The 22,267-nt window shown below is 71.7% G+C and carries 20 protein-coding genes and 1 tRNA gene; 10 read left to right on the forward strand and 11 right to left on the reverse strand.

Annotated elements, in window-relative coordinates; genetic code table 11:
• The first annotated feature begins 94 nt into the window (after window positions 1-94).
• Both NP095_RS01630 and NP095_RS01635 read left to right on the forward strand, forming a co-directional pair.
• Window positions 95-640: a hypothetical protein gene (locus NP095_RS01630; RefSeq protein WP_232417787.1), complete on the forward strand. Its 546-nt coding sequence runs from the start codon at window positions 95-97 to the stop codon at window positions 638-640.
• Complete coding sequence (locus NP095_RS01635) at window positions 633-1,400, forward strand: exonuclease domain-containing protein (protein WP_232417786.1); 768 nt, start codon at window positions 633-635, stop codon at window positions 1,398-1,400. Before NP095_RS01630 ends, NP095_RS01635 begins: the two co-directional genes overlap by 8 nt.
• Window position 1,401: 1 nt before the next feature.
• On the opposite strand, the gene pgm is transcribed toward NP095_RS01635, so the two are convergent.
• Genes pgm through NP095_RS01650 form a run of 3 tightly spaced genes read right to left on the reverse strand, consistent with a single transcriptional unit; the run spans window position 1,402 to window position 4,587 of the window.
• Window positions 1,402-3,039, reverse strand: a complete 1,638-nt coding sequence (pgm, locus tag NP095_RS01640; RefSeq protein ID WP_404801101.1) for a phosphoglucomutase (alpha-D-glucose-1,6-bisphosphate-dependent) — start codon at window positions 3,037-3,039, stop codon at window positions 1,402-1,404.
• Window positions 3,040-3,079: 40 nt separating this feature from the next.
• The gene (locus NP095_RS01645; RefSeq protein WP_232417784.1) at window positions 3,080-3,904 is read right to left on the reverse strand and encodes an alpha/beta fold hydrolase; all 825 of its coding nucleotides are present in this window, start codon (window positions 3,902-3,904) and stop codon (window positions 3,080-3,082) included.
• Window positions 3,901-4,587: a lysoplasmalogenase gene (locus NP095_RS01650; RefSeq protein WP_232417782.1), complete on the reverse strand. Its 687-nt coding sequence runs from the start codon at window positions 4,585-4,587 to the stop codon at window positions 3,901-3,903. The genes NP095_RS01645 and NP095_RS01650 overlap by 4 nt, the downstream gene beginning before the upstream one ends.
• A 40-nt stretch (window positions 4,588-4,627) precedes the next feature.
• Between NP095_RS01650 and NP095_RS01655 the strand changes: the two genes are divergently transcribed.
• Entirely contained in the window at window positions 4,628-5,035 is a 408-nt protein-coding gene (locus NP095_RS01655) for a pyridoxamine 5'-phosphate oxidase family protein (RefSeq protein WP_232417780.1), read from the forward strand.
• Window positions 5,036-5,038: 3 nt separating this feature from the next.
• Here the strand turns inward: NP095_RS01655 and NP095_RS01660 are convergent, their stop codons facing one another.
• The 6 genes from NP095_RS01660 to NP095_RS01685 form a co-directional block, all read right to left on the reverse strand.
• Entirely contained in the window at window positions 5,039-6,295 is a 1,257-nt protein-coding gene (locus NP095_RS01660; protein WP_232417778.1) for a DUF1501 domain-containing protein, read from the reverse strand.
• Entirely contained in the window at window positions 6,292-7,752 is a 1,461-nt protein-coding gene (locus NP095_RS01665; protein WP_232417776.1) for a DUF1800 domain-containing protein, read from the reverse strand. Before NP095_RS01665 ends, NP095_RS01660 begins: the two co-directional genes overlap by 4 nt.
• A complete protein-coding gene (locus NP095_RS01670; protein ID WP_232417774.1) occupies window positions 7,752-8,708 on the reverse strand; it encodes a hypothetical protein in 957 nt (318 codons plus the stop codon). Before NP095_RS01670 ends, NP095_RS01665 begins: the two co-directional genes overlap by 1 nt.
• Window positions 8,709-8,807: 99 nt before the next feature.
• Window positions 8,808-9,659 carry a DivIVA domain-containing protein gene (locus tag NP095_RS01675; RefSeq protein WP_232417773.1) on the reverse strand — a complete coding sequence of 284 codons (852 nt, stop codon included), beginning with the start codon at window positions 9,657-9,659 and terminating at the stop codon, window positions 8,808-8,810.
• A gap of 64 nt (window positions 9,660-9,723) precedes the next feature.
• The gene (locus NP095_RS01680; RefSeq protein ID WP_232417771.1) at window positions 9,724-10,590 is read right to left on the reverse strand and encodes a hypothetical protein; all 867 of its coding nucleotides are present in this window, start codon (window positions 10,588-10,590) and stop codon (window positions 9,724-9,726) included.
• The gene (locus NP095_RS01685) at window positions 10,587-12,008 is read right to left on the reverse strand and encodes a hypothetical protein (RefSeq protein ID WP_232417769.1); all 1,422 of its coding nucleotides are present in this window, start codon (window positions 12,006-12,008) and stop codon (window positions 10,587-10,589) included. Before NP095_RS01685 ends, NP095_RS01680 begins: the two co-directional genes overlap by 4 nt.
• A gap of 171 nt (window positions 12,009-12,179) precedes the next feature.
• On the opposite strand from NP095_RS01685, the gene NP095_RS01690 reads away from it, so the two are divergent.
• Together NP095_RS01690 and NP095_RS01695 are read left to right on the forward strand one after the other, a co-directional pair.
• Entirely contained in the window at window positions 12,180-12,743 is a 564-nt protein-coding gene (locus NP095_RS01690; RefSeq protein ID WP_232417767.1) for a hypothetical protein, read from the forward strand.
• Between the two features lie 85 nt (window positions 12,744-12,828).
• Window positions 12,829-13,860, forward strand: a complete 1,032-nt coding sequence (locus tag NP095_RS01695; protein ID WP_306173273.1) for an NADP-dependent oxidoreductase — start codon at window positions 12,829-12,831, stop codon at window positions 13,858-13,860.
• Between the two features lie 4 nt (window positions 13,861-13,864).
• Here the strand turns inward: NP095_RS01695 and NP095_RS01700 are convergent.
• Window positions 13,865-13,937, reverse strand: a tRNA-Lys gene (locus NP095_RS01700).
• Between the two features lie 291 nt (window positions 13,938-14,228).
• On the opposite strand from NP095_RS01700, the gene NP095_RS01705 reads away from it, so the two are divergent.
• Entirely contained in the window at window positions 14,229-17,720 is a 3,492-nt protein-coding gene (locus NP095_RS01705) for an Ig-like domain repeat protein (RefSeq protein ID WP_232417761.1), read from the forward strand.
• A 10-nt stretch (window positions 17,721-17,730) separates the two neighbouring features.
• Here the strand turns inward: NP095_RS01705 and NP095_RS01710 are convergent, their stop codons facing one another.
• A complete protein-coding gene (locus tag NP095_RS01710) occupies window positions 17,731-19,206 on the reverse strand; it encodes a polysaccharide pyruvyl transferase family protein (protein WP_232417759.1) in 1,476 nt (491 codons plus the stop codon).
• A 142-nt stretch (window positions 19,207-19,348) separates the two neighbouring features.
• Here NP095_RS01710 and NP095_RS01715 point away from each other — a divergent pair, with 142 nt between their 5' ends.
• The 4 genes from NP095_RS01715 to NP095_RS01730 are packed head-to-tail and all read left to right on the forward strand — an operon-like array spanning window position 19,349 to window position 22,249.
• Entirely contained in the window at window positions 19,349-20,206 is an 858-nt protein-coding gene (locus NP095_RS01715; protein ID WP_232417757.1) for a Rossmann-like and DUF2520 domain-containing protein, read from the forward strand.
• Window positions 20,206-21,054, forward strand: a complete 849-nt coding sequence (gene panC / locus NP095_RS01720) for a pantoate--beta-alanine ligase (RefSeq protein WP_232417755.1) — start codon at window positions 20,206-20,208, stop codon at window positions 21,052-21,054. Before NP095_RS01715 ends, panC begins: the two co-directional genes overlap by 1 nt.
• A gap of 5 nt (window positions 21,055-21,059) precedes the next feature.
• Window positions 21,060-21,476, forward strand: a complete 417-nt coding sequence (gene panD, locus NP095_RS01725) for an aspartate 1-decarboxylase (protein WP_232417753.1) — start codon at window positions 21,060-21,062, stop codon at window positions 21,474-21,476.
• Window positions 21,473-22,249, forward strand: coding sequence for a type III pantothenate kinase (locus NP095_RS01730; RefSeq protein WP_232417751.1), 777 nt, complete (start codon window positions 21,473-21,475; stop codon window positions 22,247-22,249). Before panD ends, NP095_RS01730 begins: the two co-directional genes overlap by 4 nt.
• The last annotated feature ends 18 nt before the right edge of the window (window positions 22,250-22,267 follow it).

Raw genomic sequence — 22,267 nt, forward strand, 5'->3', positions numbered from 1 at the left:
TGCCAGAATGGGGCGCATGGCCGACCCCTCGAAGTCTCAGGACGCTGGTCAGCCATCGCAGGGCCCCGGGACTCGGACCGGGGCCGAAATCTGGGTGCGGCGCATCGTCGTCGTGCTCGCCCTCGTCGTGGTCGCCCTGATCGTCTACAGCGTGCTCGCCGCGGCGTTGCCTCGCTGGTGGTCGCGACGGGTGGCCGATCAGGTCGACGGTCGGATGACCGCCGGCGTGTTCTGGGGCCTGTTCTACGGATTCGTCTTCAGCTTCCTCCCGGTGCTCGTCGCGTGGCAGGCGCGGCGACCGTTCCTGAAGTGGCCGTGGAAGATCACCGTCGTCGTCCTGGCGCTGGTGCTGGCCGCCCCGAACTGGTTGACCCTGTCGATCAGCCTCGGGCAGAACAGCGCGTCCGACGCCGGCTGGATCAAGCTGGTCAACGACGCCCCAGGTTTCCAGTGGTCCTCGCTGTTCGGCGGCGTGGCCGGTGTGGCCGCCGCCCTGGCGCTGCTCGTCCTGACCTTCGAGTCCAGGCGACGCAAGAAGCAGGTCTCACGACTGCGAAGTGAACTGGCTGAGAGGGACGCCCCGCCCGCGGGGACGGCCGAGTCGAACGAGTTGCACCGAGAGGATCCACCCCATGCCTGACGCGTCCGCCCGCCCCACCACGTCTGAACCGGCCCGCTCCGGTTCGGGACGGCGCGCCAAGAACGTCCTTCCGCCCCGCGAGGACCCGTACGTCTGGTACCGCCAGCCGCTGGCCTCGCTCGACTTCGAGACCACCGGCGTCGACCCGCACCGCGACCGGATCCTGAGCTTCGCGGCGCTGTCCGACGTGGGCGGCGACCTGATGGGCATGGTCAACCCGGGCGTGCCGATCCCCGAGTCCTCGGCCGACATCCACGGCATCACCGAGAAGGACCTGGCGTCGTCGCCGATGTCGGCCCAGGCCCTGCGCCCGGTGCTCGCCTGGCTGCACGACCTGGTCCAGCGCCGCGTCGGCCTGGTCGTCTACAACGCCTCGTTCGACCTGACGCTGCTGCGGGCCGAGGCGGTCCGCCACGATCTGGACGAGCCCGACTGGGACCGCCTGCTCGTCGTCGACCCGTTCGTCATCGACTGGGGCGTCGACCGCGAGCGCAGCGGCCAGCGCCGGCTGGGCGACGTCGCCGCGCACTACGGCGTCCGGCTGGACAAGGCGCACGACGCCGCCCACGACGCCCGCGCGGCGCGTGAGCTCGCGGTCGCGATGGGCCAGACGTACCCGAAGGTCGTCGCCTCGAGCCTGACGATGCTGATGGCGCAGCAGCGCTACTGGATCGCCGCGCGGACGATGGAGTGGAACCGCCGGGCGCACGAGCTCGGCCGGGGCCTGACGATCCCGGACCAGAACTGGCCGTTCGCCTGACTCAGGCGTCGGCCAGGGCGGTGTCCACGACCGACTTCGCCGCGGCCTGCACCTCGGCGAGGTGCTCGGGGCCGCGGAACGACTCGGCGTAGATCTTGTAGACGTCCTCGGTGCCCGACGGTCGAGCCGCGAACCACGCCGACTCCGTGGTCACCTTCACGCCGCCGATCGCGGCGCCGTTGCCGGGCGCCTCGGTCAGGACCGCCGTGATCGGCTCGCCCGCCAGCTCCGTCGCCTCGACGTCGTCGCTGCTGAGGCTGGCCAGCCGTGCCTTCTGGGCGCGGTCGGCGGGGGCGTCGATCCGGGCGTAGGCAGGATCGCCGTGGCGCTCGACCAGACGGCGGTACAGGACGCTGGGCGTGCTGCCGGTCGTCGCGATGATCTCCGAGGCCAGCAGGGCCAGGATGATGCCGTCCTTGTCCGTGGTCCAGACGCTGCCGTCGCGGCGCAGGAACGAGGCCCCGGCCGACTCCTCGCCGCCGAACCCGAGCGAGCCGTCGACCAGGCCCGGGACGAACCACTTGAAGCCGACGGGCACCTCGACGAGGGGACGGCCCAGCTCGGCGGCGACCCGGTCGACCATCGAGGAGGACACCAGCGTCTTGCCGATCTGCGCGCGGCCGGGCCAGCCGGGCCGGGCTCCGCCGAACAGGTGCTCGATGGCGACCGCCAGGTAGTGGTTGGGGTTCATCAGGCCGGCGTCGGGCGTGACGATGCCGTGCCGGTCGGAGTCGGCGTCGTTGCCGGTGGACACGTCGAAGCGCTCGCGCTGGGCGATCAGCGAGGCCATCGCGTCGGGCGACGAGCAGTCCATCCGGATCTTGCCGTCCCAGTCCAGCGTCATGAACCGGAAGGTCCCGTCGACGACGGGGTTGACCACGGTCAGGTCCAGGCCGTGGCGCTCGCCGATGGCCTCCCAGTAGGCGACGCTGGCGCCGCCCAGCGGGTCGGCGCCGATCCGGACGCCGCTGGCGGCGATCGCCTCGAGGTCCACCACGTGCGGCAGGTCGTCGACGTAGGTGCCGAGGAAGTCATAGGGCCGGCAGGCGGCGCGAGCCCGCGAGAACGGCACCCGTCGGACGTCGGTCAGGCCGCCGGCGATCAGCTCGTTCGCGCGCGCGGCGATGACCGAGGTGGCGTCGCTGTCGGCGGGACCGCCATGGGGCGGGTTGTACTTGAAGCCGCCGTCCGCGGGCGGATTGTGCGAAGGGGTCACGACGATCCCGTCGGCCAGCCCGGTGCGCTTGCCCCGGTTGGCCCGCAGGATCGCGTGGGACACGGCCGGCGTGGGCGTGTAGCCGTCACGGTCGTCCACCAGGACGTCGACGTCGTTGGCGACCAGCACCTCCAGCGCGGTCGCCCAGGCGGGCTCGGACAGCGCGTGCGTGTCGCGTCCGATGAACAGCGGCCCGTCGAAGCCCTGCTGGGCCCGGTACTCGCAGATCGCCTGGGTCGTCGCGGCGATGTGGTCCTCGTTGAAGGCCGTGGCGAGGCTCGACCCACGGTGCCCGCTGGTGCCGAAGGCGACGCGCTGCTCGACGACGTGCGGGTCGGGCTTCAGCGTGTAGTACGCCGTGACGATATGGGCCAGATCGACGAGATCGCCGGGCTCGGCCGGCCGTCCTGCGCGCTCGGTCATGAGATCCATCATGCCCGCTCCGGCGGCCGGGCGGCGGCGCCTACCGACCGAGCACACGGGCGAGCACCTCCGTGGCGACCAGGTCGGGGTGGGTGTCGGGCAGCCAGTGACCCCCGTCGACCTCGACGAAGCGGTAGTCCGCCGTGACGTGGTCGCCGCAGCGCTCGGCGCCGTAGCGGCCGAGCGCCTGGTCGGACGCGCCCCACACGAACGTCGTCGGAACGGTGACGTCGGGAGTCGTGGACAGCTCCGGTCCCATGGCCCGGTACCAGTTCAGGGTGGCCGTCAGCGCGCCCGGCTGGGTGAACCGGTCGACGTAGGCCGACTCGTCGGCGGGTGCCACCGCGCCGCCGTACATGGCGCGCAGCCGCTCCCCGTCGCCCTCCAGCAGGACCTCCTCGGCCTTGCCGGGGCGGCGCAGCAGGCCGATGTACGCGCCACGCTGCTGCTGGTCCGGATCGGTCGAGAGCGCCTCGTTGTACGCGGCCAGGTGCGGGACGGAGACGGCCGTCAGGCTGAGCACGCGGTCGGCGTGCCGGGTGGCGACCACCCACGAGACGGCCGCGCCCCAGTCGTGGCCGACCAGGTGGAAGCGGTCGTGACCGAGCGCCTCGGCGACGTCCACGACGTCCTGCGCGAGCAGGTCGGAGCCGTAGTTCTCGACACCCTCGGGGCGGGCTCCGGGGCTGTACCCGCGCTGGTCGGGGACGATCACGCGCAGGCCCTCGGCGGCGAGCTGCTCCGCGACCTCCCGCCACGAGCGACGGTCCTGCGGCCACCCGTGCAGCAGAACGACGGGCGTCCCGTCCTGCGGTCCCAGGATGTCGACGTCGAAGGTGAGGTCGCCGACCTCGACGGCGCTCATCGGACCTGCTCCGGGACGGATCCGTCATCTGCGGGGCGGGTCGCCGCGACCCAGCCGGAGCCGAGTCGCACCGTCGACGTCGCCAGCAGGAACAGTGCCGCCGTGTAGGTGAGCATCACGACGAATCCGCCGGCGACCGCGTCCTCGGGGACTCGCTCGGCGATGCTGGCGGCGATCAGTCCGTCACTGAACAGGAACAGCAGCGCGCCGAGACCGGCGCGGAGGTCGACAGCGAGCGCGGTGGCGGCCGTGGTCGACAGCAGCAGTGCGTAGACCAGGACCGGAATCCGCAGGCCGGACTCCAAGCCCGCCCAGACCCAGGTCAGCAGCAGGACGGCCGCGACGGCCAGGGCCGCGGGGATCCAGAGCCTGCGGCCCAAGGAGGCCAGGGCGCCATGGCGCACGAAGAAGGTCACGAAGCACACATGGGCGATCGCGAACGCCGCCATGCCCGCGATGAAGAAGCCGTCGAGCTCGAGGAAGAGGTCGCCGAGCAGGCAGAAGAACAGTGCCGCCGCGATGATCCGGGGGCCGCCCTGCTCGATCACCCAGGCGATCAGCAACGGCGCGATGAGGCACTTGGAGATGCTCTCCCACGGTTGTGCCTGAGCCAGTACCAATGCCAGATGGGCCACGACGGCCACGCCGAAGGCGGCGAGCCAGGGGCTGCGGAGCGGATTCATGGCCACACCGTAACGCGGGTCGTGTGTGCACAATGGATCCATGAGTATCGGGACGATCCAGGAGTTGGACTACGAGGAGTGCCTCGAGCTGCTGCAGGTCGGTCGTTTCGCGCGGGTCGCCTTCGAGGGGGAGGACCAGCTGGAGCTCCTGCCGGTGAACTACGCCTACGCCGACGGGGTCATCCTCATCCGGACGAGCGAGAACGCGGGACTGGCCAGCATCGTCGAGCGTCGCTTCGTCCTCGAGGCCGACCACCACGACGACACGTACCAGACCGGGTGGAGCGTGGTGGTGCGCGGATCCGCGGCCCGCGCCACCAAGGAGCTGCTCGAGAGCTTCGGGGGCCGCCTGCCGAACTCGTGGGCCGGCAGCGAGGGCAACGCCGTGCACATCGCGATCATGCCGAACGAGTTGCGCGGCCGCCGCGTGCGCGCCTTCCCGCGCTGAGGCTCAGTAGGGCGACATGAAGCCCAGCGACGACCGCGTCAGCCCCGGGAAGACGGTGCCGACGCCCACCTCGGGGAAGCGCGTCTCCAGGATCTCGGCCAGCACGCTGCGGTAGTCGATGGTCACGGCCAGGTCGCCGTCGACCTGCTTGCCGGCCGACAGCGTCGGCCAGTTCGCGTAGTACCCGCCCTTGACGCCCGCGCCGAAGGCGAAGACGGCGTTGCCGTAGCCGTGGTCGAGCCCGGCGGCGCCGTTCTGGCCCAGCCGGCGGCCGAACTCGCTGAGCGTCACGATGGTCACGCGTGAGGCGTGGGTGCCCAGATCGGTCAGGAACGCCGCGATGCACTTCGACATCTGCTCGATCTGGCTGCTGATCCGCCACGAGATGTCGACGTGGTGGTCCCAGCCGCCGAAGTCGACCGCGATGGCGCGCACGCCCACCCCGGCGCGGATCAGCGCCGCCGAGCTGGCCAGCGCCTTGCCGAGCTCGTTGTGCTGCGGGTAGACCGCGCCGTGCTGCGGACCCTTCTTCTCCTCGTCGGCGATCGCGCCGGCGCGCCGGTCGAGGGCGAGCGCCTCCTGCCCCGCGCGGCCGATCACGGTGCCGGCGTCGCGGTACATGGTCGCGAGCATGGACCGCAGCCGCGGGCCGAGGTCCACGTTGTCGGCCCACGGGGCCGACAGCGAGCTGAAGTCCGAGGTCGCGAAGGACGGCTCGGGGCCGATCAGCGACGTGGGCATGACGGTGGAGCCGACCTGGATCCCGTCGAACACGTCGTTGGAGGTGAAGCAGCCGATGACGCGGTTCAGCCAGCCGATGCGCTCGGACGATCCGGGGTCGGCGTCCTCGACCAGCTCCATCGCCTCGAAGTGTGAGCGGTTCGGCGTGGGCAGCCCGACGGCGTGGATGGCAGCCATCCTGCCGCTGTTCCACAGCTCCTCGAGCGGCTTGAACGACGGGTGCAGTCCGAAGGTGTCGTCGGCGCCCATCAGCTGGGCCTTCTTCACGTTGATGTTCGGCCGGGCCGCGTAGTAGGCCGGCTCGGCGTGGGGGACCATCATCGACATGCCGTCCGCGCCGCCGCGCAGCGACAGCACGATGAGGATGTTGCCGTTCGTGGCGCCGTACGCGGTCGAGGCCAGCACGTCGCCGAACATCGAGGTGGTCACGCCTGCCATGGCGAGCACACCGGCCGACTTCAGCAGGTTGCGCCGGCTCACCCCGTAGTCGGCGCAGGACGCGTCGTGTCCGTCGGTCATCGCAGCATCGCCTCCGGGGCGCTCAGGATCGCGGTGCGGACGAGGGTCAGCATCCAGGTCATGTGGCCCTCGTTGCGCTCCCACTCGGCCTTGAAGACATGGGACGGAGCCTTGGCCATCAGCGTGGCGACGCCGTTGACGGTCTCCGTGGTGGCGCGGCGGCCGGTCATCATGACGGCCTGGTGGTGCACCAGATCCTCGAGCGCGAGGGGCCACACCGGCGGGACGAGGTCGCGCGGCAGGGGACGCGTGCCCTTCTTGACCTCGCCGTTGGCGTTCGCCATCCAGGACCGGGCGGTCCACCCGCGCAGCAGCCGCGCGGGGGAGAGGTACGTGTCGGACTGCTCGGGGGAGCCGTCGGGACGCGGCCACTGGAAGGGAGCCTGGCCGATCCAGCTGCACAGCCAGCTGAACGAGTTCACGTGGCTGTCCGGGCCGGCGCCCGTCGGCACGATGTCGCATGCGCGTTGCGTGGCCAGCACGTCCTCGGCGGGGGTCCGCGCCTTCTGGAACTTCGAGGCCAGGAAGCCGGGGTCGCGCACGAGGGTGCGCAGGCACGCGGTGATGTCACTTCCCGAGGACAGGTAGGTCCTGGTCACGGCGTCGACCGAGCTCTGCGGCGGGTCGTCGCGGATGAACCGCACGCACAGCCTCCGCGCGATGCGCGCCGCCGTCTCGGGCCGCATCGCGAGCCAGTCGAGGTAGGCGTTCAGCTCGGCGCGCCCGTCGGCCGCCGCGTTCGTGAAGGTCCGGCCCATGACGGTCACGGGCCCGACGTGGTGCTTGGTCGGGTCGTACCCGGCGGCGAAGTCCTTGTTGACGCCCACGGTGAACCCGGTCAGCAGCCGAGCCGAGCCCTTGACGTCGTCCTCGGTGTACCCGGCGGTCCGCCCGACGGTGTAGAGCTCGAGCAGCTCGCGGCCCAGGTTCTCGTTGATCTGCGTCTTCGTGTTGCGGTGGTTGGACAGGTAGCCCGACATCGCCGGATGCGTGACCGCGGCCCGCAGCAGCGCGCGGTAGGTCCCGAGGGCGTGCGGCCGGATGGCGTGGGTGTCGTAGTGCATGCGCCACGGGAAGCTGGACCCCTCCCCGACCGGGATGTGCAGCAGGTTCGACCAGAAGTCGACCATCATCTCGTGCACCTGGTTCGTGGCGACCACGCGCCGGGCCAGGGAGTACTTCACCAGGTCGTCGCCGTACTGCCAGCCGCCGTACCGCTCGGCCTTGTTGTTCTCCCAGGCCGTGGCGGGGGAGTCCTTGAGCCGGGGGAACCAGTTCAGGACCGCGTCGGCGTCGGGGTCGGGGCCCGCCTTCACCTGGGTCTCGAGCCAGGCATCGACGCTGGTGTGCCGCAGGACGTCGGCCTCGAGCCGGCGGTTGTACCCGTAGGTGAAGCGACGGACGAGGTGTTGCGCCGTCTCGGACAGGCGCGGCTGGGTCCCGGGGACGGCGGGCATCAGCAGGCCCCCGACTTGGTCGTGGCCGAGGTGTCCGACGAGACGAGCACCGTCAGGTACCGCGTGCCGCCGGACGCGAGCGTCGCGACGCCGTACTCGAACGCCGGCGCCCGGTGGCAGGCGGACAACAGGCGTCCGGTCTCGCCGTAGGGCGAGGCGAGCCACGCGTCGACGGCGAGGTCCACCGCGGCGGCGGTGGTGCCGGCGACGCCGATCGCGTGCGTCACCGCCTGGACGGTCCGGCCCGGGCACGAGGCCGCGGGCAGGGCGCGTGTGGCTGCGCGGTGCGCTGTGGCTCCGGGGTCCACGGCGCGCTTCGTCGTGGCCATCCACCGCGAGTGGTCGCGAGCGTAGGCCGTCAGGCAGGCCTCGGCGCCGAGGTCGCGAGCGCTGCGGACATCGGCGCGTGCGTACGTCGTTCGAGCCGCACGCACGTCCGCGAGCAGTGCCTTCTCATCGGCCGTGAGCGTCGCCGGGCGCGAGGGCACGGTGCGCGGCACGTCGCGGGCGGTCACCTTGACCGTGGTGGACTTCGCCGCGGGGTGCGTGTGCGACGTGCCGCCGGTCTTGTGCCGGACCCGCGGCGCCTGCGCCCGGTACGAGAACGTGCCGACGGCCGGCTTCAGCCGGATCGTCGTGGTGGCCCGAACGGTGCGCTTGGCCACGGTGCGCCAGACCTTGCGGGCGGGGTCCCAGCGCTGCAGGCGCACGGGCCGCGGGTGCTTCGTGGAGGTGCGGATCCGGAAGGTCACGGCGGCGTCTCGGGTGACCGATCTCGGGGTCGCCGACAGTCGCAGGGCGGGCTTCTTCGCCGCGGCGGGCTGGACCACGGAGGTGCGCTCGGCAGGAGCCGGGGCGGACGCGCGCTCCTGGGCCACGACGACGGCTCCGCCGATCAGCCCCGTCACGACGAGACCCACCGCCAAGGTGAGACCGATGTGACGAATGTGACGCATGGTGGAAATCATGACTCACGCGGGGCCGAAAGGACAGGATGTTCCGCAGATGCGAACGGCCCGCCCCCGAAGGGAGCGGGCCGCCGGATGCCTGAGGGGTCAGGACTGGTCGTTCGTGACCTCGAACAGGGAGTCCTGGGGCTCCTCCGCGTCCTCGCCGGTCAGGTGCGCCAGGGCGCGACGGACGTTCGTGAGCTGGGCGTTGATGCTCTCGCTGCGGCGCTCGATCTCGGCGACCTCGCGCTCGGCCTCGACGCGGATCCGCTCGGCCTCCTGCTGAGCCTCGGCGACGATCGCGGTGGCCTGGCGGTGTGCCTCGTCGGCCTGCTCGCGGTCGAGGCGCGCCGCCTCGGCGCGCTCGGCCTCGGCCTTGGCCCGCCAGCCGGCCATCTCCTGCTCGTGCTCGGCCAGGACGCGCTGCTGCTCGGCGGTGATCCGGTCGAGCTCGGCCTGGGCGGCCCCCGTCACCGCAGCGGCCTTCTCGGCGGCCTCGCTGACCACGCGGGCGGCCTCCTGGTCGGCGGCCTCACGGGTGATCCGGGCGTACTCGTCGGCCTCGGTGCGCGTGGTCAGCGCGTACCCGTCGGCCTCGTCGCGGGTCGCCTGGGCGTACTCGTCGGCCTCCGTGCGCGTGGCGGCGGAGTAGGCGTCGGCCTCCTTGCGCATCTTGCGAACCGCGTCGGCGGCGTCGGTGCGCTGCCGGTCGATCTCCTTGGCCGTCTTCTTGCGCAGCTCGGCCGACTCCTCCTCGGCGAGCGTCAGGATCTGGCCGACCCGGTCGCCCAGGTGGGAGAAGTTCGGCTCGGTCACCGAGGCGAGCTTGTCCTCGACCTCGGTGATCTGGTTGCGCAGGCCCTTCGCGTGCTCTTTCAAGGTGGCGATGTGGGCGTCGACCTCGGCCGGGTCGTAACCACGGAGAACGGTCTTGAAGGAGGAAGTCGAGGAGCTCATGGTGTGACCATTGTTTCAGAGTGGACAAGGTCGGTGCACGGCGCGCCAGCCTCTGTCCAGCGTGTCACGAAGAGCGGGAAGATGTCTCCTCGGAGCGTGCCGGGGATCCCGTCAGGCTGCTCAACATCTGGCGCAGATTGGCCAGCTGGTCGTTGATGCTGTCGCGGCGCTGCATGGCGGCCGCCACCTCGCGCTCGGACTCGGCGCGGATGCGATCGGCCGTGGACTTCGCGTCGTTGACCAGCGTCGTGGCCCGGGCCTGGGCGTCCTCCAGGATCCGGCGTGCCTCGCGCTCGGCGTCCGCCCGCTCGGCCGCGGCGGCGGACTGCTGCTCGGTGACGCGGCGCTCGAGCTCCTCGAGCTTGGCGCGGTGCTCGATCTCGGCCTCGTGGAAGGACTGCTCGGCGGCCTCACGGCGCTGGGCCATCGCGATCTCGAAGTCGGCGTTGGCCGCTGCGGCCTTGGCGCGCTGCTGCTCGACCAGGACCTCGGCCTCCTGGCGCTTGGTGGCGACCTCGCGCTCGGTGGCGTCGATCAGGTCGGCCGCGGTGGCGCGGGCCTCCTGCAGCGCTCGGGCGGCGTCCGCCTCGGCATCGGCGCGCGTCGCCTCGGCGTGCACCTCGGCCTCCTCGCGCAGGCGACGGAGCTCGTCCCGGGTGGACGTGCGGGCGGCCTCGAGCTCGGCCTCGGCCGAGGCGCGCAGCTCGGCGGCCTCGTCGCGGGCCAGGGAGAGGATCTGGATCATGCGCTCGCCCAGGTGCTCGAAGGACGCGGGCTCGTCCGGGACCTCGGCGGCGGCGACGACGGGCGCGTCGGCGTCCTCGCGACGCAGCCGCTCGATCTCCTCCTCCAGTTGGCTCAGGCGGGTCTGGACCTGGGCGGGATCGAAGCCCCGCAGGACGATGCGGAAGTCGGCGTGGGACTCGGTCATGCGGATGGGTTCTCCTCATTGCGGGGGCGGTCGATGTCGCCGGCCGAGAGCACGGTGATCACGTCGGAAAGTCGATTCAGCTCGTCGGCGGCCCGGTCGCGGGCGACCAGGACGTCGTCGGCCTCGGCGCGGGCCCGGTCGAGCAGGTCGCGGGCCTCCTGCTTGAGCTGGGCCGCGTGCTCACGCGCCTCGTCGAGCAGGCGCGTGGCCTCGTCGCGGCGCTCCTTGCTCTCGCGCAGCGCCTGGCGCTGGGCGGTGAGGACCTCGTCGCTGACCCGCTCGCGCAGCAGTCGCGCGCCGGACTCGGCCTCGGCGAGTCGCCGCGTGGCCCTCTCCTCGGTGGCGTCGGCCATCGCCTGAGCCTGGGCGCGAACCCGGGTGGCCTCCTGGCCGGCCTCGACCAGGATGCGCTCGGCGCGCTCCTGGGCGTCCGACAGCACGTCGTCGGCCGCTCCGGCCAGGTCGGCGGCGGAGGCCTCGGCGGCGGCGAGCTGGGCGGACAGGCGGGTGCGGGCCCGCCCGATGATCTCGACGACCGAGACCCGGGTGCGGTGCAGCAGCGCGGCGGCCTCGCGGTGGCTCTGCTGCCGCATCCGCTCGGTCTCGAGCTGTCCGTTGCTCAGCAGCAGGTCGATCGTGGCGCGGGTCTCGTCGAGCTCGGCACGGGCGGTCGCGATCGTCCGCTCGGACTCGGCCTTGGCGTCGGCCACCCGGGAGGCGGCCTCGTCGCGGGCGCGGGCGAGCAGTTGCTCGGACTCGACGCGTGCTCGGTCGGCCTCGTCGATCGCGGACTCCACGACCATCTCGGCGTTGCGATTGGCGGCCTGCGTGATCTCGAGGGTGTGCTGCTCGGCCTCGAGCACGATCCGCTCGACGTACTCCTCGGACTCGGCGGTCCGTCGCTCGGCGTCGCCCTCGGCGGTCGCGACGAGCTCGACGGCGCGCCGCTCGGCCCCGTGGGTGACCTCGTCGGCCTTCTCGCGGGCATCAGCCAGCAGGCGGCCGGCCTCGACGGCGGACTCGGTCAAGATGGCGTCGGCGCGCTCGCGAGCGTCCGTCAGGACGGACTGCGCCTCCTGCTCAGCACTCTCGCGCCGCTCCTCGGCGTCGCGGACCAGGAACGTGGCCTGCTCGCCGGCGTCGGCGACGATCGTGGCGGCGTCCTCGGAGGCGCGCGCGAGCTGCTCGGTGACCATGGAGAGCTGCGCCTCGGCCGCGTCGCGCACTTGGCGAGCGTCGTCGTACAGCAACCGCGCCTCGGCCTGGAGCCGACGCGCCTCGGTGGTCATCCGCTCGGCCTCGGCTGCCGCGGAGGCCTCCAGCTCGGATGCCACCTGCTGGGCGTGCCGCAGCAGATGGGCGACGCCGCGCGCGTGCTCGGTGGCGGGACCGGTCCCGGTGCTGTGTTCGGCCGACATGGTGCGGTCAGTGTCCCACGGCGAGGGGGCACGACCGAAGGGTGAGACTCGTCTTTTCGGCCGGTGAGACGTGGTGTCCATCACCACGCGTGCGTCGGACGAGCTTCGCTCGACGAGCGGAAGCGCCGACCCCGCCCTACCGTGGGACCAGTGATGCGCAAAGTGATTCCTGTGATTGTTGTGGCGGCTCTCGCGGCGGGTTGCGGAGGTGGCGACGACACGGATTCCTCGTCCTCGTCCTCGTCCTCGTCCTCGTCCGACTCGAGCGCGGCCCCCGCGGTCACGAAGGGCCAGGAGGTCAGCGGCACCGGGTACACCTTCCGTGCTCCCGAGGGCTGGGGCGATCCGCCGCAGGAGGTGCCGGGCGTGCAGCTCGACAGCCTCGTCGTGGACCTCGGCGACGACGACGGTTTCAGCGACAACCTCAACGTCCTGCTCTCGCCCGCGGGCGCCATGAAGGCGTCGCAGGCCGAGGCCTCGGGCAAGAACGAGCTGACGTCCATCGGCGCCTCGGACGTGAAGGTCCACGACCGGACGAAGGTCGCGGGACGCGAGACCGCCCACCTCTCGGCGGGCATGTCGATGAACGACGCCGTCTACGAGATCGAGCAGTTCTACATCGCCGGCGAGGACGAGACGTACGTGCTGACCTTCTCGTTCAGCCGGACCGCCCCCGACGCCGATCGCCAGGCGGCCATCGACCATGTGCTGAAGAGCTGGTCCTGGGCCGACTGAAGCCCCGGTCCCTACGATGGCCGGAGCCGGGCCAACCGAGGCGACGCAGGCCCGGACCATCGCCGCGCGGCGGCGACCCCCGACTGTGAGGACGAGCATGACCACCACGACCCGTGAGATCCATCTGGCCCAGCGACCCACCGGCCTGCCGGGACCGGAGACCTACCGGTTCGTCGAGCGGGAGCTGCGCAACCTGCGCGAGGGTGACGTGCTCGTCGAGAACATCGTCCTGACGGTCGACCCGTACATGCGGCCGCGGATGAACGACGTGAAGTCGTACGTCCCGCCGTTCAAGCTCGACCACGCGCTCGACGGCGGCGCCGTGGGCGTGGTCGTCGAGTCGCGGTCGGAGGCGCTGCCCGTGGGCACCGTCGTGAGCCACGGCCTGGGTTGGCGCGAGCACGCCGTCCTCGCGGACAAGTACGCCAAGAGGATCGAGTTGAACGGCCTGCCGTCCTCGTACTTCCTGGGCGTGCTCGGCATGCCGGGCATGACCGCCTACGCCGGCCTGTTCGACGTCGCAGCCTTCCAACCCGGCGACTCCGTCTTCGTGTCGGCGGCCGCCGGCGCCGTGGGCAGCCTCGTGGGCCAGTTCGCGCGCCTCGGCGGCGCCGACCGCGTGGTCGGCAGTGCCGGCTCGGCCGAGAAGGTCGCCCTGCTGGTCGACGAGCTGAAGTTCGACGCCGCGATCAACTACCGCGACGGTGACGTGATGGGCCAGGTCGGCGCCGCGTTCCCCGACGGCTTCGACGTGTACTTCGACAACGTGGGCGGCGACCACCTGGAGGCGGCGCTCGAGCACATCAACGAGCGCGGCCGGATGGCGCTGTGCGGCTCGATCTCGGGGTACAACGACCCGAACGCCAGCGGCCCGCGCAACATGTTCAAGGCGGTGGGCAAGCGACTCACGATGCGCGGCTTCATCGTCGGCGACCACGAGGACCTGCGACCCCAGTTCGAGGCGAAGGTCGGCCAGTGGCTCCGCGACGGCGACCTCGCCTACCGCGAGACCACCTGGAACGGCCTCGACGCCATGCCCGAGGCGTTCGCCGGCCTGCTCACCGGCGCGAACACCGGCAAGGCGATCGTGCGCCTGCGCGAGGATCCCGCGTCCTGACCGGTGGGCCCCGTGGGACTCGAACCCACAACCCGCGGATTAAAAGTCCGCTGCTCTGCCAATTGAGCTAGAGGCCCGGGACGTCGGGACCGGCGTCCGGAGGACTCCGGACGGTCCGCCACGTCCACGAGCGAGTATCGCAGAGGCCCCAGGCGTGCGGCGGCGGCACGGTGGGGCGGTCGAGTACCGATGCGGTGAAATCGCCACTCGAGTCACTCTGGTTCCGATAGTGTGGAGCGCCAGACGCGGGCCTGAGCGGGCCCACCGTCCGATGGGGAGCAGTGTGGACGCCACCGGTCTGGCCCCCGAAGGAGTCCTCAGTGCGTCTGCGCGGATCTCGTCTTGCCCTCCTGACAGCAGCAGCGGCGGTGGCCTTCAGTGGCCTCTCCATCGCGCCGGCCACTGCCGTTTCGGACACCAGCACGTGGACGGGTCTCGGCGCCGACAGCAAGTGGTCGACCGCAGGCAACTGGGACATCGTGCCGAGCGCGGGAGCGAACCTCGTCTTCCCCGACATCTCGGACTCGGCGCGGCACACCAGCGTCAACGACTTCGCCGCCGGGACAGCCTTCGGCACGATCACGGTTCAGGACAGCGGTTATGCCATCAGTGGCGCCTCGCTCGTCCCGACGGGAGTGGCCGCGGATTTCAGCGGAACCTCGACCATCAGCGCTCCGCTTCGCCTGTCGGCATCCGAGCCGGTCACGTCCGTCGCGGGGGCGGCCACGCTCGCCCTCTCGGGCACGCTGACCGGTGCCTCGGGCTTCACGAAGAGCGGTACGGGCACCCTGACGCTGTCGGCGGCGAACTCCTACGCCGGGGTCACCCGGGTGGACGCCGGCACCTTGGCGATCGCGAACAGTTCAGCCCTGGGCGCCTGGTCCACCGATAACGGGACCGAGGTCTCGGCCGGCGCCACTCTCGAGGTTCGCGACACGATCAACACCAGCGAGCCGATCCGCATCGCCGGCGACGGCGTCGGCGGCGCGGGTGCGCTGGACAACGGCACGGGCAACAACGTCGTCCAGGGGGTCACCATGACGGGCGACAGCACCATCGGCGGCGCGGCCGGCACCTTCCTGCTCATCCCCTCGACCCTGGGCCAGAGCGGGGGATCCGCGCGCCTGACCAAGGCCGGCGCCGGCATCCTGGACGTCCTGGCCACGGCGTCGCACACCGGAGGGACGGTCGTCGCTGCGGGCACACTCGCGACCGAGGGCACCGTGGGCGGTCCTGTGGCCGTCCGGGCCGGAGCGACCGTCTCGGGCGCGGGCGGAAACCTCGGCGACGTGACGTCTTCCGGCGGCACCGTCACTGCCGGCTACTCGTCGTCACCGTTCAGCTCCGATGCCGCTTCCCTGACGCTGGACTCGAGCTCGACGTTCCACGCCCAGCTCAACGGTCCGGCCGAGGGCAACGGTTCGACCGGGCACTCCCGCCTCCACATCGCGCGGGACGTCCAACTCGCCGGCGCCACGCTGACCGCCGCGATCGGCGGCGGTTACGCCCCGTCCCCCGGGGCCGAGCTCACGATCATCGCGGTGGCGGGCGCGACCGCGATCACCGGAACCTTCAAGGATCTGCCCGAGGGTGCCCTCGTGACGCCGACCGGTGGTGCGGGCGGCAAGTTCCGCATCAGCTACATCGGCGGTACCGGCAACGACATCGTGCTCACGTACTTCGCCGGCAGCACCACGGCTCTGACCGTCTCCCCGAACCCGTCGGCGCCGGGCCAGACTGTGACGCTCAAGGCGTCGGTGCAGCCGACGAACGCGACGGGAACCGTGACCTTCACGGACGGCGCGACCACGCTGGGCACCTCCTCGCTCGTGAACGGGACCGCGACCCTGACGACAGCTGCCCTGGCGAAGGGTGTGCACTCGCTCACCGCCACCTACAACGGAGACGAGAGCTTCGTGCCGAGCGCCTCGACGACTGTCACCCAGTCCGTCGTGGAGCCGGACCCGGTCCCGGACACGCGCATCACCGAGGGCCCGGTCGAGGGCTCGGTGGACAACCCGATGACCGCATCGTTCACGTTCGACAGCCCTGACTCCGACGTGGCGTCGTACGAGTGCAGCCTGGACGGCGCGGCCTTCGCGGCGTGCGCCAGCCCGGCGGCCTACTCCGGGCTGAACGGCGGCAACCACACGTTCTCGGTCCGGGCGGTCGACGAGGGAGGCCAGCGCGACCCGACCCCTGCCGTGCGCAGCTGGTCGGTGACGGGCTCGTTCGTCGTGACCGGAGGTCTCGCGATCACCGGCACGGCCAAGGTGGGCCAGACGCTGACCGCCATGTCCACGGTGGGCACGACCCCGGCCTCCACCTCGGTCTCAGGTCAGTGGTGGCGCGGCGAGACCCCGATCCCGGGGGCGACGGGGACGACCTATGTCCTGACGAACGACGACGTGTCCTCGGTCATCTCCTACCGCGAAACGCGCACGCGGACGGGCTACCGGTCGATCACGATCTCGAGCGGCGAGAGCGAGGTGGTCACTGGCGGCATCATCACGCTGGACGCGCCGACCATCTCCGGCGAGGCGCGCGTCGACGAGGTGCTGACCGCGACGCCGGGTTCCGTCAGTCCCTCCGACGCCGCGGTCACCCTGACGTGGCACGTCGACGGGGAGACCACCGGCGTCAGCGGTCCCACCTACACGGTGCAGCCGGCCGATGTGGGCCTGCCGATCACGGTGACGGCCCGCGCGACCAAGAACGACCACGACCCGGTGAGCAGGACCTCCGTGGCCACGGACGACGTCGCCAAGGCCGTCTTCGCGACCGCGCCGAGCGCCACGGTCTCCGGCGTGCTCAAGGTGGGCGAGGAGCTCACGGCGGGGCACGGATCGCCCACACCGGAGCCGGACTCGATGACGTACCAGTGGTTCGCCGGCGGCGACGCGATCACGGGCGCCACATCGCGCACCTTCACGGTCCAGAAGGCGCAGCAGGGCCTGCCGATCACCGTCACCGTCACCGCGGTACGCGCCGGTTACGTCGACGCCTCGAACACCTCGTTCGCCTCCGCGCCCGTGGTGACGAACAGGGCGCCGAGCCTGACGCTCACCCCGACGGCGAAGCGCCTGCGCCAGGGGAAGTCGACCACCTTGTCGTGGACGAGTGACGACGCCGTCACGCTGAAGGCCTCCGGCGCCTGGTCCGGGACGAAGGCGGCTTCGGGGAACGAGACCGTCAAGCCCGCACGCGCCGGCACGCAGACGTACGTCCTGTCGGCGACGAACGCCGCGGGAACGACGACCGCGCAGGTCGCCATCCAGGTCGCCCTCCCGCCGAAGAAGCTGAAGCTGAAGGCCCGCGCGAGCGTGAAGGCGGGGCGCACGTTCTCCGTCTCGACCTCGGGCCTGGCTCCTCGCGAGGTCTACACCGTCCGCATCGGCGGCAAGAAGGTCGCGTCGGGCAAGGCGTCGTCGGCCGGCAGGGTCAAGCGCACGGTGCGCGTGCCTGCCTCGACCAAGGCCGGCAAGCGACTCGTCCGGGTCTCCGGTTCGCTGACGGACCGCACGGGCACGCGACGGATCAAGGTCGTGAAGGTCAAGCCTCGGGCGAAGGCGCTGACGTTGAGCCTGCGCGAGTCCTCGGTGCGCGCGTCCGACGACCAGCGGATCACCGTCCGCAACCTGCGACCCGGCGAGAAGGTCGAGGTGCGGTACCTCGGCCTGCGCATCTCCGCCGAGGGCGCCCGAGCCGACGCGAAGGGCGTCTACGTCAAGACCTTCGACGTCGGGATCACGTGGGGGCCCAAGACGGTCACCGCGACCGGACTGACCACTGGACGATCGGTGTCGGGGCGGTTCTCCGTCGTGAACCGGTGCCCGCAGGGCGGCTTCTACTGCTCCTGAGGGCGGCGGGTCAGCCGCGGCGGAGGAGCGAGCGCGCCTTGCGGGCGACCCGGGCGAGGAAGCCGCGCAGGGTCATCGTCTCGAGCCGGACGAGCCGCGCGGTGAGGTCGTCGATCCGCTCCTGCTGCCGCTTGAGCTTGGCATCGCGCTGGTCGCCGAGGCGGGCGTGCCGGGTCCCCGCGCCCTGGTAGGTCGGGGTGTTGAACGGGTACTCGTAGCGCTGGGGGTGGCGGGTCAGGTCGATCACCGACGCGTGCCGCAGCCACTCCAGGCGTGAGGCGACCTCGGACAGGTCGGGTGCCGCCAGCGTGTGCACCGCGGGCGGGAACGAGGCCTCGGCCAGGCGGGTGTCGAACTGCGTCGCGTCGCGGCCGGGCTGCCAGCGGTGCTCGAGGCCGTTGCGCTCGAGGAACGCGGCGTAGCGCGAGAACCGCTCGGGCATCGCGGCGTTGAAGGCGGTGAGGTCGGTGGCCTCATACAGCTCCTCGACGCTGATCGGCGAGTCGAAGTGAGGCTGCAGCCGGTGGGGCATCCGGTGGTACTCCGCCAGCTCGAGCGTGCGCGAGTCGTGTGCCAGCATCATCGCCGGCGTGCCGGCCAGCAGTGCGGCGACGTTGCCGTGGAACCGCGTGCCGTAGACGAACTCCTGCTGGGCGAGGAAGTCGTACCAGGTCCAGGTGTCGACGAAGAGCCGCATCCGGTCCTGCTGGTACAGCGGGTGCCGCAGGTGCGCGGGCACGAGCGGGTCGGTCACGTGCGGGTGCGTGACACCCCACAGCAGCAGGCGCAGGTCGTGCTGGTCCTGCCCGACGTAGGTCAGGTTCGGGTGGCGCGCGGCCTGCTCGGTCGCGAAGGCACCGATGCCCGGCACCTCGGGGGTCAGGTTGAGGCCCAGCGCCGAGTCCGCTCCGAGCGACTCGACCTTGCGGTGCACCTGGTGGTCGGGACCGTGCAGGAACAGCGACGGGCACCCGATCACGTCCACCGAGTCGGCCGGGAACCCGAGGTGGACGAGGAAGTCGCGGGTGAACTCGCCGCGGACGCCGATGGAAGCGGAGCGGTCCAGGACTGCGGTGACGAACCGCTGCGTCACGTCCCGTACGTCGGCCAGGGCGTCGAAGGATCGGTCGGCCGGCGCCTGGGCGCCGATGCCGATCACCGTCGTGGGGATCGTCAGCTGCTCGATCAGGCGGGTCAGGTTCTCGAGCTTGTCGGCGAAGTCGGGCCGGAAGGAGTTCGCCATCGGGATGACGAAGTGGTCGAACTCCTCGTTGATGCGCGCCGCGTCGTCGGGCGATGCCGCCCGGCGCTCACTGAGGGTCGAGTTGGCGACCAGCTCGTGGGGCGCGACGTCGAGCGCCTTCCACACGGAGTGCTGGAAGAGGTAGTTGCCGCTGTTGGAGTTGAAGACGTCCTGCGTCAGCGTCGTCTCGGGTACGACTGCCGTGAACGGGTCCTTGCCCGCGCGGATCAGGATCCGAGCCATGCCGTCAGTGTGGCAGAGCCCCGGGTACGCAGGGCGACATGTCGCCGGTCACACCCGATGGTGGCGGTCAGTGTCGCCGGGGTACAGTGACGGCGTCACTTTGTCTGGTACCCACTCGGGACTGGAACGAAAGGCAACACACATGTCGCACCCCAGCGTGGGTGTGGTCGGCGCCGGCCGTGTCGGTGCTGTCCTCGCCGCCCGGCTCCAGCGAGCCGGCCACCACCTCGTCGGCGTCAGCGGACGCTCGGCTGCCTCGCAGCTGCGCGTGCAGACGCTGCTCACCGACGTCCCCGTGCTCGAGCCCGCCGAGGTCGTCGAGCGCGCCGAGATCGTCATCCTGGCCGTCCCGGACGACCTGCTGGCCGACGTCGCCGCCGAGCTGGCGCCCCACGTGGGCCCCGGCCAGCTGGTCGCGCACACCAGCGGCCGTCACGGGCTGGCCGTCCTGGCGCCCTTCGTCCGCGCCGGCGCCCGCACGATGGCCCTGCACCCGGCGATGACCTTCACCGGCACCGAGGTCGACCTCGAGCGCGCGTGCGTCTTCGGCGTCACCGCCGAGCCCGGCGTCCGCGACGTCGCCGAGACCCTCGTGGCGGCCCTCGACGGCTCGGTCATGTGGGTCGACGAGGCCGACCGCGCGACCTATCACGCCTCGCTGGCGCACGGCGCCAATCACCTGACCACGATCGTGACGCAGGCGATGGACCTGCTGCGCCAGATCGGCGCCGAGGACCCGGCCGCCGTGCTGCGCCCGCTGCTGACGGCCGCGCTCGACAACACGCTGGCCTACGGCGACGCCGCGCTGACCGGCCCCGTCGCCCGCGGCGACGTCGACACCGTCCGCGCGCACGTCGCGCAGCTGAACGATCCGTCCGTGCGGCGCACGTACGCGGCGCTGGCCACCGCCACCGCCGACCGGGCCGAGTCCACCGGCCGGATCGACACCGACACGGCCGACGCGGTCCGCACCGCCGTCATCCGCGAGAAGGTCCGCTGATGCCCACCGTCGTCCGCACCACCGCCGAGCTCCGCGCCGCCACAGCCGGTGCCGGCACCGTCGCGCTCGTCCCCACGATGGGCGCCCTCCACGACGGCCACGCCAGCCTGATGCGCCACGCGCGTCCGCTGGCCGACACCCTCGTGGTCTCGATCTTCGTCAACCCCACGCAGTTCGCCCCGGGCGAGGACCTCGACGCGTACCCGCGCACCTTCGAGGCCGATCTCGAGCGCTGCGACGCGGAAGGCGTCGACGTCGTCTTCGCGCCGACCGTCGAGCAGATGTACCCGCACGGGCTCGACGACATCATCACCGTCGACCCGGGCCCGCGCGCGACCATGCTCGAGGGGGCCCAGCGGCCCACCCACTTCCGCGGGGTCCTCACCGTCGTCGCCAAGCTGTTCGGCCTCGTGCGTCCCGACGTCGCCGTGTTCGGCGAGAAGGACTACCAGCAGCTGAGCCTGATCCGCCTCATGGCGCGCGAGCTGTGCCTGGGCGTCGAGGTCGTCGGCTGCCCCACCGTCCGCGAGGACGATGGCCTCGCGATGAGCTCGCGCAACCGCTACCTGACCGCGTCCGACCGCGAGCGTGCCGCTGCCATCTCGGCCGCGCTGCGCGCCGGCGCCGCCGCCGGTCCTGACGGCCCCGAGGCCGTCCTCCATGCCGCCGAGAAGGTGCTGGCCGACGCCGGCATCGACCCGGACTACCTCGTGCTCACCAGCCCCGACCTCGGACCGGCGGAGCCCGGCCGGGAGGCGCGGCTGCTGGTGGCCGCTCGAGTGGGCCAGCCGCGCCTGCTCGACAACTGTGCGATCCCGCTCGGGACCGCGAAGAACCAAGGGAAGTGACCCCGATGCTGCGCACCATGATGAAGTCCAAGATCCACCGCGCCACGGTGACCCAGGCCGACCTGCACTACGTCGGCTCGGTGACCGTCGACGAGGACCTGCTCGACGCGTCCGACATCCTGCCCGGTGAGCTCGTGCACATCGTCGACGTCACGAACGGCGCCCGCCTCGAGACCTACACGATCGCCGGGCCCCGCGGCTCGGGGATCATCGGCATCAACGGCGCCGCCGCGCACCTCGTGCACCCCGACGACATCGTCATCCTGATCGCGTACGCCCAGGTCGGCGACGCCGAGGCCCGTGAGCTGCAGCCCAGCGTCGTGTTCGTCGACGCCGACAACCGCATCGTCACGCTGGGTCACGACGCCGCCGAGGTCCCGGCGGACTCCGGGCTCAAGCGGGGCGACCTGGTGACCGTGTGACCCTGCTGGCGATCGACGCCGGGAACGCCGAGACCGCCATCGGGCTGTTCGACGGCGACGAGCTGGTCGCCGACTTCGTGGTGGCCTCGGACGAGCGCCGCACGTCCGACGAGTGGTTCTTGGTCGTCGACGGCTTCGTCCGTCGGGCCGGTCTGCCCGAGATCGACGAGATCGCCATGTGCTGCACCGTGCCGGCCCTGCTGGTGGCCCTGCGGAAGGCCTACCGCCGGTACTACGCCGACGTGCCCGTGTGGGTCGTCGGGCCGGGGGTCAAGACCGGCGTGCCGATCCACACCGACAACCCGCGCGAGGTCGGCACCGACCGCGTCGTTAACGCGCTGGCGGCCCAGGAGCTCTACGGCGGTCCGGCGATCGTCGTCGACCTGACCGGCACGGCCACGGTCGTCGACGCCATCGACGCCGAGGGCCGGTACCTCGGAGGGGCGATCGCACCGGGCGTCGAGGTCTCGCTGGAGGCTCTGGCCCGGCGCAGCGCCCAGCTGCGCAGCGTCGAGATCACGACGCCGCGCGACGTGATCGGCAAGAACACGGTCGAGGCGCTGCAGTCCGGCACGGTCTTCGGCTTCGCGGGCCTCATCGACGCCATCGTCGAGCGGATGATCGACTCGCTGGGCGAGGATCCCGAGCACGTCTCGGTCATCGCGACCGGCAGTCACGCCGCCGTCGTCCTGAGCGAGTGCGAGACCATCACGGCCCGCAACCCCAAGCTCACGCTCGAGGGCCTGCGCCTCGTCGCCGCCCGCAACCGCTGACTCGCCCCACCTCGAGAT

Origin of the sequence: Aeromicrobium duanguangcaii, from assembly GCF_024508295.1 — a bacterium.
GTDB classification, from domain to species: Bacteria; Actinomycetota; Actinomycetes; order Propionibacteriales; family Nocardioidaceae; genus Aeromicrobium; species Aeromicrobium duanguangcaii.

Coding starts and splice junctions, on each gene's coding strand:
- NP095_RS01635 (WP_232417786.1), top strand. CDS start 633: ATGCCTGACGCGTCCGCCCGCCCCACCACGTCTGAACCGGCCCGCTCC.
- pgm (WP_404801101.1), bottom strand. CDS start 3,039: ATGACCGAGCGCGCAGGACGGCCGGCCGAGCCCGGCGATCTCGTCGAT.
- NP095_RS01645 (WP_232417784.1), bottom strand. CDS start 3,904: ATGAGCGCCGTCGAGGTCGGCGACCTCACCTTCGACGTCGACATCCTG.
- NP095_RS01650 (WP_232417782.1), bottom strand. CDS start 4,587: ATGAATCCGCTCCGCAGCCCCTGGCTCGCCGCCTTCGGCGTGGCCGTC.
- NP095_RS01655 (WP_232417780.1), top strand. CDS start 4,628: ATGAGTATCGGGACGATCCAGGAGTTGGACTACGAGGAGTGCCTCGAG.
- NP095_RS01660 (WP_232417778.1), bottom strand. CDS start 6,295: ATGACCGACGGACACGACGCGTCCTGCGCCGACTACGGGGTGAGCCGG.
- NP095_RS01665 (WP_232417776.1), bottom strand. CDS start 7,752: ATGCCCGCCGTCCCCGGGACCCAGCCGCGCCTGTCCGAGACGGCGCAA.
- NP095_RS01670 (WP_232417774.1), bottom strand. CDS start 8,708: ATGCGTCACATTCGTCACATCGGTCTCACCTTGGCGGTGGGTCTCGTC.
- NP095_RS01675 (WP_232417773.1), bottom strand. CDS start 9,659: ATGAGCTCCTCGACTTCCTCCTTCAAGACCGTTCTCCGTGGTTACGAC.
- NP095_RS01680 (WP_232417771.1), bottom strand. CDS start 10,590: ATGACCGAGTCCCACGCCGACTTCCGCATCGTCCTGCGGGGCTTCGAT.
- NP095_RS01685 (WP_232417769.1), bottom strand. CDS start 12,008: ATGTCGGCCGAACACAGCACCGGGACCGGTCCCGCCACCGAGCACGCG.
- NP095_RS01710 (WP_232417759.1), bottom strand. CDS start 19,206: ATGGCTCGGATCCTGATCCGCGCGGGCAAGGACCCGTTCACGGCAGTC.
- NP095_RS01715 (WP_232417757.1), top strand. CDS start 19,349: ATGTCGCACCCCAGCGTGGGTGTGGTCGGCGCCGGCCGTGTCGGTGCT.
- panC (WP_232417755.1), top strand. CDS start 20,206: ATGCCCACCGTCGTCCGCACCACCGCCGAGCTCCGCGCCGCCACAGCC.
- panD (WP_232417753.1), top strand. CDS start 21,060: ATGCTGCGCACCATGATGAAGTCCAAGATCCACCGCGCCACGGTGACC.